At 62.8% G+C, this 14,263-nt stretch carries 13 protein-coding genes; 12 read left to right on the forward strand and 1 reads right to left on the reverse strand.

Annotated features, from left to right (window positions below):
• Positions 1–41 precede the first annotated feature (41 nt).
• Positions 42–1,835 (reverse strand): long-chain fatty-acid--CoA ligase, encoded by a 1,794-nt coding sequence (locus M3G14_RS04780; RefSeq protein WP_259925052.1) that lies wholly within the window; start codon positions 1,833–1,835, stop codon positions 42–44.
• A gap of 500 nt (positions 1,836–2,335) precedes the next feature.
• Between M3G14_RS04780 and rho the strand changes: the two genes are divergently transcribed.
• The 12 genes from rho (at position 2,336) to M3G14_RS04840 (ending at position 14,263) form a co-directional block, all read left to right on the forward strand.
• A complete protein-coding gene (gene rho / locus M3G14_RS04785; RefSeq protein ID WP_259925055.1) occupies positions 2,336–4,261 on the forward strand; it encodes a transcription termination factor Rho in 1,926 nt (641 codons plus the stop codon).
• Entirely contained in the window at positions 4,262–5,335 is a 1,074-nt protein-coding gene (gene prfA, locus M3G14_RS04790; RefSeq protein ID WP_259925056.1) for a peptide chain release factor 1, read from the forward strand.
• A 7-nt stretch (positions 5,336–5,342) separates the two neighbouring features.
• The gene (prmC, locus tag M3G14_RS04795; protein ID WP_259925057.1) at positions 5,343–6,173 is read left to right on the forward strand and encodes a peptide chain release factor N(5)-glutamine methyltransferase; all 831 of its coding nucleotides are present in this window, start codon (positions 5,343–5,345) and stop codon (positions 6,171–6,173) included.
• 24 nt (positions 6,174–6,197) lie between these two features.
• Positions 6,198–6,857, forward strand: coding sequence for an L-threonylcarbamoyladenylate synthase (locus M3G14_RS04800; protein WP_259925063.1), 660 nt, complete (start codon positions 6,198–6,200; stop codon positions 6,855–6,857).
• Positions 6,858–6,860: 3 nt separating this feature from the next.
• A complete protein-coding gene (locus M3G14_RS04805) occupies positions 6,861–8,009 on the forward strand; it encodes an MraY family glycosyltransferase (protein ID WP_259925065.1) in 1,149 nt (382 codons plus the stop codon).
• 99 nt (positions 8,010–8,108) lie between these two features.
• Positions 8,109–8,531 (forward strand): hypothetical protein, encoded by a 423-nt coding sequence (locus M3G14_RS04810; protein ID WP_259925297.1) that lies wholly within the window; start codon positions 8,109–8,111, stop codon positions 8,529–8,531.
• A gap of 413 nt (positions 8,532–8,944) precedes the next feature.
• Positions 8,945–9,739, forward strand: a complete 795-nt coding sequence (gene atpB / locus M3G14_RS04815; protein WP_259925069.1) for a F0F1 ATP synthase subunit A — start codon at positions 8,945–8,947, stop codon at positions 9,737–9,739.
• Between the two features lie 104 nt (positions 9,740–9,843).
• Positions 9,844–10,089, forward strand: coding sequence for an ATP synthase F0 subunit C (locus M3G14_RS04820; protein ID WP_038589976.1), 246 nt, complete (start codon positions 9,844–9,846; stop codon positions 10,087–10,089).
• Positions 10,090–10,143: 54 nt separating this feature from the next.
• Entirely contained in the window at positions 10,144–10,716 is a 573-nt protein-coding gene (locus tag M3G14_RS04825; RefSeq protein ID WP_259925070.1) for a F0F1 ATP synthase subunit B, read from the forward strand.
• Positions 10,717–10,721: 5 nt separating this feature from the next.
• The gene (locus tag M3G14_RS04830; RefSeq protein ID WP_259925071.1) at positions 10,722–11,555 is read left to right on the forward strand and encodes a F0F1 ATP synthase subunit delta; all 834 of its coding nucleotides are present in this window, start codon (positions 10,722–10,724) and stop codon (positions 11,553–11,555) included.
• An 11-nt stretch (positions 11,556–11,566) separates the two neighbouring features.
• A complete protein-coding gene (gene atpA / locus M3G14_RS04835; protein WP_259925074.1) occupies positions 11,567–13,231 on the forward strand; it encodes a F0F1 ATP synthase subunit alpha in 1,665 nt (554 codons plus the stop codon).
• A 57-nt stretch (positions 13,232–13,288) separates the two neighbouring features.
• On the forward strand, positions 13,289–14,263 hold the full coding sequence (locus M3G14_RS04840; RefSeq protein WP_259925075.1) for a F0F1 ATP synthase subunit gamma: 975 nt from the start codon (positions 13,289–13,291) through the stop codon (positions 14,261–14,263).

Raw genomic sequence — 14,263 nt, forward strand, 5'->3', positions numbered from 1 at the left:
CCCCGCGCTTTCCGAATAATCACGAGAAGATGGGGCAAAAATTAGGAACGTTGACTTTCGCCGTCTGCCGGGTGGGCTGCCTCCACCTCGGCCGTCGAGGGGTTGCCATGCGAACGGTTGCCTGGCCCCGGCAGCGCGATGATGTCGTACTCTTCGCGCGCCAAGTGCTTGCGCAGGTCCTTCTTGTCAAACTTGCCCACCGAGGTCTTGTCAATGGATTCCACAAACGTCCAGTACTCCGGTGCCATCCATTTCGGCAGCACCGAGGACAAGCCCTCGCGCAGCCGCTCAGCCGTCCGGGCTGAGCCCTCGATCCCCTTGATCAGCTTGGTCACCGCGAGCGGACGCTCGCCCCACTTCTTGTCAGGGATGCCGATGACGGCGCACTCGATGACAACATCCGATTCCATAATGAGGTTTTCCACCTGGGCCGAGTAAATCCACTCGCCGCCGGAACGGATAACGTCACGGGCACGGTCGTAGAGCGTCATAAACCCGTCGTGGGTCACCGTGCCCACATCGCCGGTGCGCAACCACCCATCGGCCGTGAAGTGCTTCCTTGCGTCCGTGATGGTCTCGCCACGGAACTCAGACGCAAGCTCGCCTGCTTCCTGCGTCGGCGAGTGGTAGTAACCCTTCGCGACGATGTTGCCCCGCACCTGGATCTCGCCCTGTGTGAGGTCAGTAGATGCCATCACCTCGCCGTCGTTGACCACCCGGTACTCCAGGGCGGGGGAGAAGCGTCCCTGCGAAATGCGGTAGGCCCAGCGTGCCTCACCGGAGGCACCCGAAGGCGGGCGCGCGACCGTGCCCACCGTCGAGGTCTCCGTCATACCCCAGACGTGGACCACGTCCACGCCATAGCGTTCCTCCCACATCTTGATCAGCGCTGGCGGGGCCGGCGAGCCTCCCACAAACAGCTCCTGCAAACTCATGCGCTCCGGCGGATTGTGCAGGTAGTGCACCATGAGCTGAATCCACAGCGTGGGCACGCCGTGGGCGACACGCGGGTGCGTCGACGCGATGAGCTTGGCGAGCGTCGGCGCAGACATGTCAGAATCCGGCAGCACCAACGGCGCACCCGCGAGGAACGCGGCAAAAGGCACGCCCCAACTCAGCACGTGATAAATCGGAATGCAGCACAGGAAGGACTCGCCGTGCGTGACCGCCAGCGAGTCCATCGCGCGCAGGCTGGTTGCCTCCAGCCACAGCGAGCGGTGCGAGTACGCCACGCCCTTCGGCGCACCGGTCGTCGCAGTCGAGTACACCAGCGCCGCGGCCGTGTTCTCGGGCAGGGTGGGCCAGGGGAAGACGGTGCTGCGGCCGTCGAGAAGCATTTCATAGCTTTCCAACTTCACCCACTCGGGCATCGGCGCGGCATCCGCGGTGACCTCTGCGAGCGGATCCGCACCGGTGAAGACGACCGTTTCTACCAGCGGGCAATGCTGGAGCAAACGGCCCAGCTTGGGGGCAAGCCGTGGATCGGCGACGATGATCTTCGCCTCCGAGTGGTTGACAATGTAGGCGATCTGATCCTCCATCAGCTGGATATTCAGCGGGGTAAACACCGCACCCTTGGCCGCCACCGCGAACATCACCTCGAGGTGCTCGGCGCAGTTGTACATAAAGGTGGCCACCCGCTGATCGCCGTCGATGCCCAAATCATCGTGCAACGCATTGGCGAACGCACTTGCGCGAGCGCCGATATCTGCGAAGGTGCACTCCTCCGCACCGCTGGCGCGCCACGTGGTGCACTTCGTCGAGCCGTGCGTCTGCGCCCCATAGCGCAAAATCTGAGCGACAGAGAACGGCACTTCCTGCATCGTTGAAAGCATGCGCCTAAGTCTAGCCCGTGGCGCGCCGGGCGAAAGCGGGGCCAAATTCTCGCCGCGGCCAACGAGAAACGCGCGGCCCAACATTACGATCTGGCGAAGATGCGTTACACTAATTGCCGGGTTTGCAACCGTGCCCACATCGTGCCGTAGCACCACTAGAGTCATTCGTGGCTGTCTCGTGTGTGCTGCATGGCCGCACCGCAGATTCGCGGCGCTGGGCAATGCTGTAACGGGCGCGCCCACATACCCCGCTATCTCCCGAGACTTCAAGGCTTCAGGCACTGAAGCTGCGACGGGCCGCGAAGGGCTGTCGCCAGGAGCACAGGCCAGTACATCACCACAGTGCACGGCCATGGTGAGGGGTGCGAGTGTGGCGGCATCGCCCGTCATCAACAGCTTCACAGTTTTTCATACTGCACACGCAAGGCTTCCAGTACGCCCGCGCGGGAACACACCGCAGGGCGCGTAGACAACACTGGTCAAGCGACGAAAGGACATTCGTGACCGACACGGGTAACGCGGCAGCTAGCGGCAACACTGCCGAACTTTCCGCACTGAAAATCCCTGAGCTGCGCAAGATTGCTGCGGCACAGGGCCTCAAGGGCGTCTCCGCGCTGCGCAAGGGCGACCTCATCCAGGCGATCGTGACCGGCGAGGTGCCGCGCAAGGCACGCGCCGCCGCTGCGGAGGCCGCAGCGGCCAACGAGGGCAGCAACGACGCGCCTGCTTCCGAGGAGAAGGCCGGTCAGCGGCGTCGCGCCTCGCGTCGCGCCGCTGGGCCAGCAGAGGGGGAGCACGCTGCGCCCAACGCGGAGGAGAAGAAGGCCGAGAAGCAGGATCGCGAGCAGGGCGACAAAGCCGACCAGCACGGTGACGGCGACCAGGGCGGGCAGAAGTACGAGTCCCGTTCCGCAGCTCGCCGCGCACGTCGGAACCGGGCCCGCCACGAGGAAGAGCGCCGCGAGCACGGTAACGACCAGCACGGCAACAATCAGCACGGTGACGGCGAGCAGGGCTCCGACCGCGACGGCAAGCAACGCAACCGCGGCGAGAGGAACAACGGCGACGAGCAGGACAATCACGGCGGCCGCAACAACAAGCAGCACAACCGCGGTGGGCGCAACAACAACCGAGACAACAACGACGACGGTAACCAGGGCGGCCGCCGCGGCCGTCGCAACCGCCGGAACCGGAACCGCAACCGCGATAACCAGCACAACCAGCAGGACAACAACCAGCAGTTTGACCCGGAGGAGCTGCAGGAAGTCGCCGGCATTGTCGACATCGTGGACAACAACGCGGCGTTTATTCGTACGACCGGCTACCGCAAGAACAGCGCTGACGTCTACGTCAACCAGAAGCTTGTGCGCCAGAATGGCTTGCGCGCAGGCGACGCCGTGATCGGCCAGGTCCGCCAGAACGGGCAGGGCCACTCGCACGGTTCCGGACGCAACCGGCAGCGCTACAACCAGCTGGTCCGCGTCGACTCCGTCAACGGTATGAACCCGGAGGAAGCCAAGCAGCGCGCTGAGTTCCACAAGCTCACCCCGCTGTACCCCAACAAGCGCTTGCGCTTAGAAACCGAGCCGAAGATCCTGACCACGCGCGTGATCGACTTGGTCATGCCGATTGGTAAGGGCCAGCGCGCGCTGATCGTCTCCCCGCCGAAGGCTGGTAAGACGACGATCCTGCAGAACATCGCGAACGCGATCGCCACGAACAACCCCGAGTGCTACCTCATGGTGGTGCTGGTGGACGAGCGCCCCGAGGAAGTCACGGACATGCAGCGCAGCGTCAAGGGCGAGGTCATTGCTTCGACCTTCGACCGTCCGCCCTCAGAGCACACCGCCGTGGCGGAGCTGGCCATCGAGCGCGCGAAGCGTCTGGTGGAGATGGGCCAGGACGTCGTCGTCCTGCTGGACTCGATTACCCGCCTGGGCCGCGCGTACAACAACTCCTCTCCGGCGTCGGGCCGCATTCTCTCCGGCGGCGTGGACTCCAACGCGCTGTACCCGCCGAAGCGCTTCCTGGGTGCCGCCCGCAACATCGAAGAGGGGGGCTCGTTGACGATCATCGCCACCGCGATGGTGGAGACTGGTTCCGCCGGCGACACCGTGATCTTCGAGGAGTTCAAGGGCACGGGTAACGCGGAGTTGAAGCTGGACCGCAAGATCGCCGAGCGCCGCGTCTTCCCGGCCGTGGATGTCAACCCGTCCGGCACCCGCAAGGATGACCTGTTGATGAGCCCGGAGGAGACGCGCGTGATGCACAAGCTGCGCCGAATCCTGTCGGCGCTGGACCCGCAGCAGTCGATCGATATGCTGATTAAGCAGCTGAAGAAGACGAAATCCAACGGTGAGTTCCTCATGGGCGTAGCGAATTCTGCGCCGATGGTCGCTGACCAGGACTCGGAGGAGTACAAGTAAATGGCAAACGAAGTCTCACTGGTTGATGACTACGTCGCTGAGTACCAGGGCATCCAGGCGCAGATGAGCGATCCGGAGGTGACCTCCAACCAGCAGCTCTTCCGCAAGCTGTCCAAGCGCTACGCGGAGCTGCAGCCGATCATCAAGGCCAACGACGCCCTTCAGCAGGCGAAGGATGACCACGAGGCGGCCGCCGAGATGGCGAGCGAGGACAAGGAGTTCGCAGAGGAAGCCGAGCGCCTCGCCGCAGAGATCGTGCAGCTGGAGGAGCAGCTCGCGGACTTGCTCGCCCCGCGCGACGAGCACGATGGCGACGACGTCATCATGGAGCTGAAGGCTGGCGCGGGCGGCGAGGAGGCCGCACTCTTTGCCGGCGACCTGGCCCGCATGTACCAGAAGTACTGCGAAAAGCACGGCCTGAAGTGGGACGTGCTCGACGCAGCGGAAACCGACCTGGGCGGCATCAAGGACATGACGGTCTCGGTCAAGGCGAAGAACCCTTCGCGCGACGGAGCCTGGTCGAAGCTGAAGTTCGAGGGTGGCGTGCACCGCGTCCAGCGCGTGCCGGTCACCGAGTCGCAGGGGCGTATCCAGACCTCAGCGGCGGGCGTGTACGTATTCCCGGAGGCCGACGAGGTCGAAAGCGTCAACATCGATGAAAAGGACATTCGCGTGGATGTCTACCGTTCCTCCGGTAAGGGCGGCCAGGGTGTGAACACCACCGACTCGGCGGTGCGCATCACTCACCTGCCCACAAACATCGTGGTGACCTGCCAGAACGAGCGTTCGCAGATTCAAAACCGTGCGCGTGCGATGCAGGTGCTCCAGGCCCGCCTTGAGCAGCTGGAGCGCGAGAAGCTCGAGGCTGCGGAGGCCGAGGGCCGCGCGTCCCAGGTGCGCACCATGGACCGCTCCGAGCGCATCCGCACCTACAACTGGCCGGAAAACCGCATCTCCGATCACCGCATCAACTTCAAGGCGAACAACCTGGATTCGGTGCTCGACGGCAATCTGGACGATCTCATCACCGCGCTGCAGACGCACGAGCGCCAGGAGCGCCTTGAAGCAGAGTAGGCCCGCTATGCGCGAGGTGCTCTCGCGGGCGGCGGCCACGCTTGCCGACGCCGGCGTGCCCACCCCCGAGGTCGACGCCCGTCTCATCGCCGCCCACTTCCTGGGCACGAGCCCGATGGGCATGGCCTTCGCCGAGCCAAGCGACGAGTTTGCCCCGGCTTTCGAGGCCGCCATTGCACGACGCGCGACTCGAGAGCCGCTACAGCACATCACCGGCACCGCGCCTTTCGGCCCACTCGAGTTGGAGGTCGGCCCCGGCGTGTTTATCCCGCGACCGGAAACCGAGGTACTCGCCGATTGGGCGGTGCGCAGGCTCGCAGGCACGCCACGCCCGACCGTGGTGGACCTAGGCACCGGCTCGGGTGCGCTGGCGATCTACATCGGCCACCACATCCCAACCGCGCAGGTCACCGCGGTGGAGCTTTCGCCGATCGCGCGCGAATACGCCGCGCGCAATGCGGCCACCAACAACGTGCGCCTCACGCTTGTCGACGCCTCCATGACCGATCCCGAACTCCTGCCGGAGCTGCGAGGACGGGTCGACCTGGTCGTGGCCAACCCGCCGTACGTACCGGAGACACCCGACCTCGACCCGGAGGTCTACCACGACCCGCACGAGGCCGTCTTCTCTGGCGCCGACGGGATGGACGCCATCCGCGGGCTCGTGCCGGTCGCAGCGCGGCTTTTGCGTCCTGGTGGCTGGTTGGGCGTGGAACACGACGACGCGACGTCGGAAAGCACGCGCGCGGTGATCAGTGCCAACGGTGCCTTTGACCGCCCCGAGCCCTTGCGCGATCTCGCTGGGCGAGAGCGGTTTGTCTGTGCGAGTAAGCTGTAGCCGATAAGGGAGTAAAGGAGCCCAATGGGGAGCAAGATTTATCACTGTCTCGATCCGCAAGAGCGGGAAGCAGGGCTGAGCGCCGCGGTGGACGCGGTGCAGGCAGGGCGATGCATCGTGCTGCCGACCGATACGGTCTACGGCATCGGCGCAGACGCGTTTAACAACGACGCGGTGGCGAGCCTGCTTGCCACCAAGCGGCGGGGCCCAGATATGCCGGTGCCGGTGCTCGTCGGATCCTGGACCACGATTCAGGGACTCGTGCGAGAGTTTTCGGATACCGCGAAGACTCTGGTTGAGGCGTTCTGGCCGGGCGGGCTTTCCATCGTCGTGCCGGAGGCACCGAGCCTGCCGTGGAACCTCGGCGATACCCGCGGCACGGTGTTACTGCGCATGCCAAATCAGCCGCTCGCCCTTGAATTGCTACAGCGTACCGGCCCGATGGCTGTATCCTCGGCCAACATTTCAGGCAATCCGCCTGCGCTCAACGCCGCAAACGCCAAGCAGCAGTTTGGAGACGCCGTCGGTATCTACCTTGACGGCGGGGATGCGAAGGTGGGGGAACCCTCCACCATCGTGGACATCTCCGGGCCGCAGCCGGTCATTCTGCGCGAGGCGGCGATCAGCGCTGAGCGCATCGGTGAAGTCTTAAACCTTGACCCGGAGCAGTTGCGGAGGCGCTAGGAGATGACGGGAGCGGGAGTGCCGCTGCGCGAGCTCGGACTGGTGCTCCTGGTCGCGGCGGCAATTACCTATCTGGCCACGGGCCCGGTTCGCTCGCTGCTCGTGCGGACCGGGCGGGTCGCGGAGATTCGCAAGCGTGACGTCCACACGCAGCCCACCCCCTCGGTGGGCGGGCTCGCGATGTTCACCGGCTTCGTGTGCGCCGTCTTTCTCGCCGAACAGCTGCCCGCCCTGACCCGCGGGTTCGCGCCGATCACCCCGGAAATGACTGCTGTGCTTGCAGGGGCGTTCGCCATCGTGGTCGTCGGCATTATCGACGACCTCTACGAGCTCGGGGCACTAGCGAAGCTGATAGGGCAGTTTTTCGCCGCAATCATCATGAGCGTGTTGGGCATCTCCTTCACGGTGTTTTTCCTGCCTTTCGGCGAGGGCACAACGCTGATCCTGGATCAAGTGCAAGGGATGGCACTCGGGGCGGTGTTTACCGTGCTCCTGGTCAATGCCGTGAACTTTGTCGACGGCATCGACGGGTTGGCTGCTGGCATCGGCATGATCGCCGGCAGCGCGATTCTCGTCTTTTCGCTCACCGTCCTCCACGAGCAGGGCGGCGCGGTCTCGGCCTACCCGCCAGCGATTATTTGCGCTGCGCTCGTGGGCATTTGCGCAGGGTTTTTGCCGCATAACTTTGAGCCAGCGCGGATTTTCATGGGGGACTCCGGGGCGATGCTTATTGGGTTGCTGCTCGCCGCAGCGTCGATTTCGGCGTCGGGCAAGATCAACATGTCGCTGTATGGCACAGCAGACCTGGTCGCGCTGGTGAGCCCGATCATCGTGGTGCTGGCGGCGATCGCGTTGCCGGTGGCGGATCTCCTGTGGGCTGTCGTGCGCCGCACGGCGCGCGGCCAGAGCCCATTCGCTGCGGATTCCGGGCACATTCACCACCGGCTGCTACGCCTGGGGCACACGCACCGACGCACGGTTGTGGTGCTTTACCTGTGGGTGGCGGCAGTCGCCTTCGGCGCCGTGAGCTTTTCCGTGGTGCCGCCCCAGGTGGCAGTGGTGTTCACGCTCGCGTTGCTGCTCGCGGCCTTCTTGCTCACGCTCGTGCCCCTGCGGGCGGGCAAGATCGGACCGACGAGGGCACCAAAGTAGGCGAGTGGGCGCATAAGCGCCGGCTCAGGTTGGGTAAGATGGCGCAGCGTGAGTACTTCCACGCCGGACCCAAGCAACGCCAGCACTTCCAAGCCTGACCTGAACGTACGCGATACCGACGAGTTCACCGACCAGCGCTTGCCCATTATCCGCGCGCTGAAGATCGCGGCAGGTGCGCTTCTTGCGCTCACAGTTCTCAGCCTTATGGGGTGGGGCGCGGCGCGCGAGCTGCCGGGCATTTGGGGCGTGCTGATGGGCGTGGCCATTGGCGGCGGCTTCGTGCTTGCCACCGCAGCGTCGGTGCTGGCGACATCGAATTCCACGCCCAGTATGACCATGGCAGTGGTGCTCGGCGGGTGGCTAGTCAAGATGGTGGTCTTGATTTTGCTCTTCGTCTGGTTGCGTGGCTTCGAGTTTTATGACAACACCGCCTTTGCCGTCACGACGCTCGCAGCCCTCGTGGTCGCGCTGACTGCAGAGGCATGGGGCGTGATCACCTCGCGCACTGCCTACTTGGGGTAGCGCGCCGGTCGTCGACGATTGTCTGCGGCGTGCGGATGGTGCCTGAAAGTGCGAAAAACACTACCCCTGTTCGCGGTTGTGTGACAGACATTACAGGGGTGAAAACATGCCGTTTGTAGTGCAGCTTTACCCCGAAATCGGGTAGTGGTGTGCGCTGCATGTGTGACGCGGCCCCCAAAGTCCAGGAAACTCACGATGACCTGTTAAAGTATCCGACGGGCTTACTTGAGGCAGGGGACTGCCCAGCGCATGCTGGCTCACGCTGCCTTAAAGAGACTCCCCTGTCCCCGCGGTAGCAGATGTGCGACGGAGTCCGCCGTGGGAGACAGCCTTGATGAAGACGTCCATCGCACCGCATTCACCCGAATGCGGCCCGAGAACGGGAGAGAACGCTGAGCGTTACAACTTTGGCCATGAAGGGTAGTTTCCACGCACCCGAACTTGGTCCAGAAATTTTCCCGGGGCACACGTACGGCCAGTTCATTGGTGAAGACTTTGCCAATGGATGGTTCGCGCTGGATCGCATCATGATCGTCCGCCTTTTCGTGGCAGCGATCCTTGCGATCCTCTTTGTTATTGCCTTTAGGAAGCCTCAGCTGGTTCCTAAGGGTCTGCAAAACTTCGCAGAAATGGGTGTGGACTTTGTCCGCATCCACATCGCAGAAGACACGCTGGGGAAGAAGGACGGCAAGCGGTTCCTGCCGGTCATCGCCACCATCTTCTTCACCGTGCTGTTCATGAATGCTGCGACGATCATTCCTTTCCTCAACATCTCGCCTAACGCGCGCATCGGTATGCCGATCGTGCTGGCTGCTGTTGCATACATCGCGATGATCTACGCAGGCGTGCAGCGCTACGGAATTGCTTACTTCAAGCACTCCACCGTCATTCCTGGACTGCCGTGGTTCCTCCACATCCTGGTGGTACCGATCGAGATCTTCTCGACGTTCATTCTGCGTCCGGTCACCCTGGCAATTCGTCTCATGGCGAACTTCCTGGCCGGCCACATCATTCTAGTTCTGCTGTACTCTGCCACGAACTTCTTCTTCTGGCAGCTCAACGCATGGACTGGTTTCAGTGGCCTGACCATCATTGCAGCGATCCTGTTTACGCTCTATGAGCTGATCGTCATCTTCCTGCAGGCATACATTTTTGCGCTGCTGACGGCGGTCTACATTGAGCTTTCGTTGCATGCGGATGCGCACTAACAATGGCGCGACCACACGGCCTAACTGAATAACCCCTCCACATTGTCACTCGTTCTCCCGCACCAAGGACGCGGGGGAGCACCTAGAAAGGGAACGACTTTCACATGAACGACATCATCCTCGCCCAGGCAAACGAGACTGTCACCGCGTTCGACGGCCTGCAGTCCATCGGCTACGGCATCGCAACCATCGGCCCTGGCATCGGTATCGGCATGCTCGTCGGCAAGACCGTCGAGGGTATGGCTCGTCAGCCGGAGATGGCTGGCCAGCTGCGTACCACCATGTTCCTGGGTATCGCCTTCGTCGAGGCACTTGCCCTCATCGGCCTTGTTGCCGGCTTCCTGTTCTAAGAAGAGCTAGCGAACCTAGCGTTAAGAGTCCATTTTTTAGAACAGGAGCAACCAATGACTAACGTCAACGAATTTCTCGTGGCGGCTGAAGGGTCGGAGGACATTCCGTTTACGTCGGAGCCTTCCATTCTCTTCCCCGCTCCGTACGACGTGGTTTGGTCGCTTGTCGTCTTCATCATTATCTTCCTCCTCTTCTGGAAGTACGTGCTTCCGAAGTTCCAGGAAGTGTTGGCGGAGCGCGAAGACCAAATCAAGGGTGGCATTGAGCGCGCTCAGGCTGCCCAGGCTGAAGCGTCGGCTGCCCTGGAAAAGAACAATGCAGAGCTCGCTGAGGCACGCGCCGAGGCCGCTGCGATCCGTGAAGCTGCCCGTGCAAAGGGCAAGGAGATCGAGGCGGAATCTCGCGACCGTGCCGAGGCTGAGTCCAAGCGCATTGTAGAAGCTGGAGAGAAGCAGCTTCTGGCTTCCCGTGAGCAGGTCGTTGCCGAGCTGCGCAACGATCTAGGCCAGAACTCGATCAACCTTGCCGAGCGCCTGCTGGGCACCGAGCTGTCGGATTCGACCCGCCGCTCGAACACGATCGATTCCTTCCTCTCTGAGCTCGACAACGTCTCGACGAGAAAGTAGGCGAGATGAAGGCAGCGAGTCGCGAAGCACAAGCAAAGGTCTCGGAACAGCTCGATCAGCTGATCCAGAATTCCGACAACGCCGTCGCCACTGCGATGAACATCGGCGCGGAACTGTTCCTCATCGTCGACCAGCTCGACGGGGAGCGCGCGCTGCGCATCGCCGTTGCCGACAGCTCGGTAAGCGGCGCTCAGCGCACCGGCGTTATGCGCGACGTGTTTGGCGGAAAAGTCGCGGAGCCGACCCTGCAGATTCTGCTGGCAGCAGCGGAGCAGGAGTGGTCCACCCCGCGCGAATTCCGCACCGGGCTTGTCAACCTTGGCCGTCGTGCTATTGCGCGCGGCGCCGAGAAGGACGGCAAGCTCGAGCAGGTGGAGGAGGAGCTCTACCAGCTTTCCACCCTGCTGGAGCGCGAGAAGGATCTGACCCAGCTGTTGTCGGACCGCACTGCGGTATCCGAGAAGAAGCGAGGGCTGCTGGCTAACGTGATTTACGGCAAGGTGACGATGTTCACCGAGGCTTTGGCTTTGCAGGTCATCGGCCGCCCGCAGCACAACCCGGTGGACGATCTGGTGGCGCTGGCCACCGAGCTCGCCGGTCTGCGGGGCAAGACCGTGGCACGTGTCGCCACTGCTGAGGGGCTTTCTGACTCCCAGCGTGACGTCCTGACGCAGAAGCTTGAGAAGATTTACGGTCGTGAGATTGCTATCCACTCCGAGGTTGACCCCAGCCTCCTCGGTGGGTTGGTAATCCGTGTTGGCGATGAGGTAATTGACGGTTCCACGCGCGGCAAGCTAGCCCGCCTGCGTACCGACGTTGCCGCGAACGCGACCCTTTGAGAACGAAGATAATGCTGGAAGAAACTACCGAGAGCAGGAAGAACATGGCGGAGCTGACGATCTCCTCCGATGAGATCCGTAGCGCGATAGCGAACTACACCTCGAGCTACTCCGCGGAGGCCTCCCGTGAGGAGGTCGGCGTGGTGACTTCGGCTGCAGATGGTATTGCCCAGGTTTCCGGGCTGCCAGGGTGCATGACGAACGAGCTGCTCGAGTTCCCGAATGGCGTCATTGGCGTCGCACAGAACCTCGACACCGATTCCATCGGTGTGGTGGTCCTGGGTAACTTTGAGTCCCTGACAGAAGGCGACGAAGTCAAGCGGACGGGCGAGGTCCTGTCCATCCCCGTTGGGGAGGACTTCCTTGGTCGCGTAATCAACCCCCTGGGTCAGCCGATCGACGGCCTTGGCCCAATCGAGTCCAAAGAAGAGCGTGCCCTGGAACTCCAGGCCGCAGGCGTGCTTGACCGCCAGCCGGTCGAGGAGCCGCTGCAGACGGGTATGAAGGCGATTGACGCCATGACCCCGATCGGCCGTGGCCAGCGTCAGCTCATCATTGGTGACCGTAAGACCGGTAAGACCGCGGTCTGCATCGACACCATCCTCAACCAGAAGCCGTTCTGGGAGACCGGTGACCCGTCGAAGCAGGTGCGCTGCATCTACGTGGCAGTGGGCCAGAAGGGTTCCACCATCGCTGGTGTGCGCAAGACCCTGGAGGACCACGGCGCGCTCGAGTACACCACGATCGTGGCTGCACCGGCGTCTGACTCCGCAGGCTTCAAGTGGCTCGCGCCGTTCTCCGGCGCTGCCCTGGGCCAGCACTGGATGTACCAGGGCAAGCACGTCCTGGTCATCTACGATGATCTGACCAAGCAGGCTGAGGCCTACCGTGCGATCTCGCTGCTGCTGCGCCGTCCGCCGGGCCGCGAGGCATACCCGGGTGACGTGTTCTACCTGCACTCCCGTCTGCTGGAGCGTGCAGCGAAGCTGAACGACGAGCTGGGTGCCGGCTCGCTCACCGCGCTGCCGATCATCGAGACCAAGGCAAACGACGTGGGCGCGTTCATTCCGACCAACGTCATCTCCATTACGGACGGCCAGGTCTTCCTGCAGTCCGACCTGTTCAACCAGGGCGTGCGTCCGGCTATCGACGTGGGTATTTCCGTCTCCCGTGTCGGTGGTGCCGCACAGACCAAGGGCATGAAGAAGGTCGCAGGTAACCTGCGTCTGGACCTTGCTGCTTACCGCGATCTCGAGGCATTCGCTGCCTTCGCGTCCGACCTGGATGCTGCTTCCAAGAAGCAGCTGGAGCGCGGCCAGCGCCTCGTCGAGCTGCTCAAGCAGTCCGAGAACGCACCGCAGGCAGTCGAGTACCAGATTGTTTCTATCTGGGCTGCGAACGAGGGCCTCTTCGACGTCGTTCCCGTCGAGGATGTGCGCCGTTACGAGACCGAGCTGCAGGAAGCGATCCGCTCCTCTGCACCTGAGGTCTTCTCGCAGATCGAAGGCGGCAAGCCGCTGGACGATGCTTCGAAGGACGCCATCAAGCGCGTCAACGAAGAGTTCGCTCGCACCTTCCAGGCTTCGTCCGGTGAGCGCATCGTGCGCGAGCCGGAGGTCAAGCCCCTGGATGCCGGCGAAGTATCCAAGAACAAGCTCAACGTCAGCCAGTCCTAATTTCTGCCACAAGCGGAACTTTTAGGACCTACATAAAGGAAGGGAGGAACACACACCATGGCAACACTTCGCGAATTGCGTGACCGCATTAGGTCAGTCAACTCCACGAAGAAAATCACCAAGGCCCAGGAGCTGATCGCGACTTCGCAGATCACCAAGGCCCAGGCTCGCGTCGCTGCGGCAAAGCCGTACGCAGACGAGATGCAAGACGTCATGGAACGCCTCGCGGCTGCGAGCTCCCTCGACCACCCCATGCTCCGCGAGCGTGAGAACGGTCGAGTCGCAGCAATCCTCGTGGTCACCTCCGACCGCGGTATGGCTGGCGGCTACAACCACAACGTATTGAAGAAGGCGGCAGAGCTCGAGCGCATGCTTAGCGACGCCGGCTACGAGGTGGTTCGCTACGTCACCGGAAACAAGGGCGTGACCCACTACCGTTTCCGTGACATGGATGTCGCTGGTACATGGACCGGATGGTCGCAGAAACCGTCGTGGGAGGAGACGCACGACGTGCGTCGCCACATCATTGACGGCTTCATGGCGAGCTCCGAAGGCAACGCAAAGTGGCGCGAGGGGCTCAACGCCCCGGAGGGCCAGGCAGTGCGTGGTTTCGACCAGGTACACGTTGTCTACACCGAGTTCGTGTCCATGCTGTCGCAGGAAGCACGCGTCCACCAGCTGCTCCCGATCGAGCCCGTCCTCGAGGAATTCGAGTACGAGCAGGAGAGCATGCTGGAGCAGACCGGCACTGTGAGCCCGGATATGAGCTTTGAGCCGGATCCGGACACCCTGCTGGCAGAGCTGCTTCCGGCATATGTTTCCAGGTCGCTCTACTCGATCTTCTTGGAAGCATCGGCTTCGGAGTCCGCTTCTCGCCGTACGGCGATGAAGAACGCGACGGATAACGCCACCGACCTGGCGAACAACCTGTCGCGAGAGGCAAACCAAGCCCGTCAGGCAAAAATCACCCAGGAAATCACCGAGATTATCGGCGGCGCTGGCGCGCTGTCCGGTAGTGGAGAAAGTGACTAA

It is taken from the genome of Corynebacterium sp. p3-SID1056 (genome assembly GCF_025152525.1).
Classification (GTDB): Bacteria; Actinomycetota; Actinomycetes; order Mycobacteriales; family Mycobacteriaceae; genus Corynebacterium.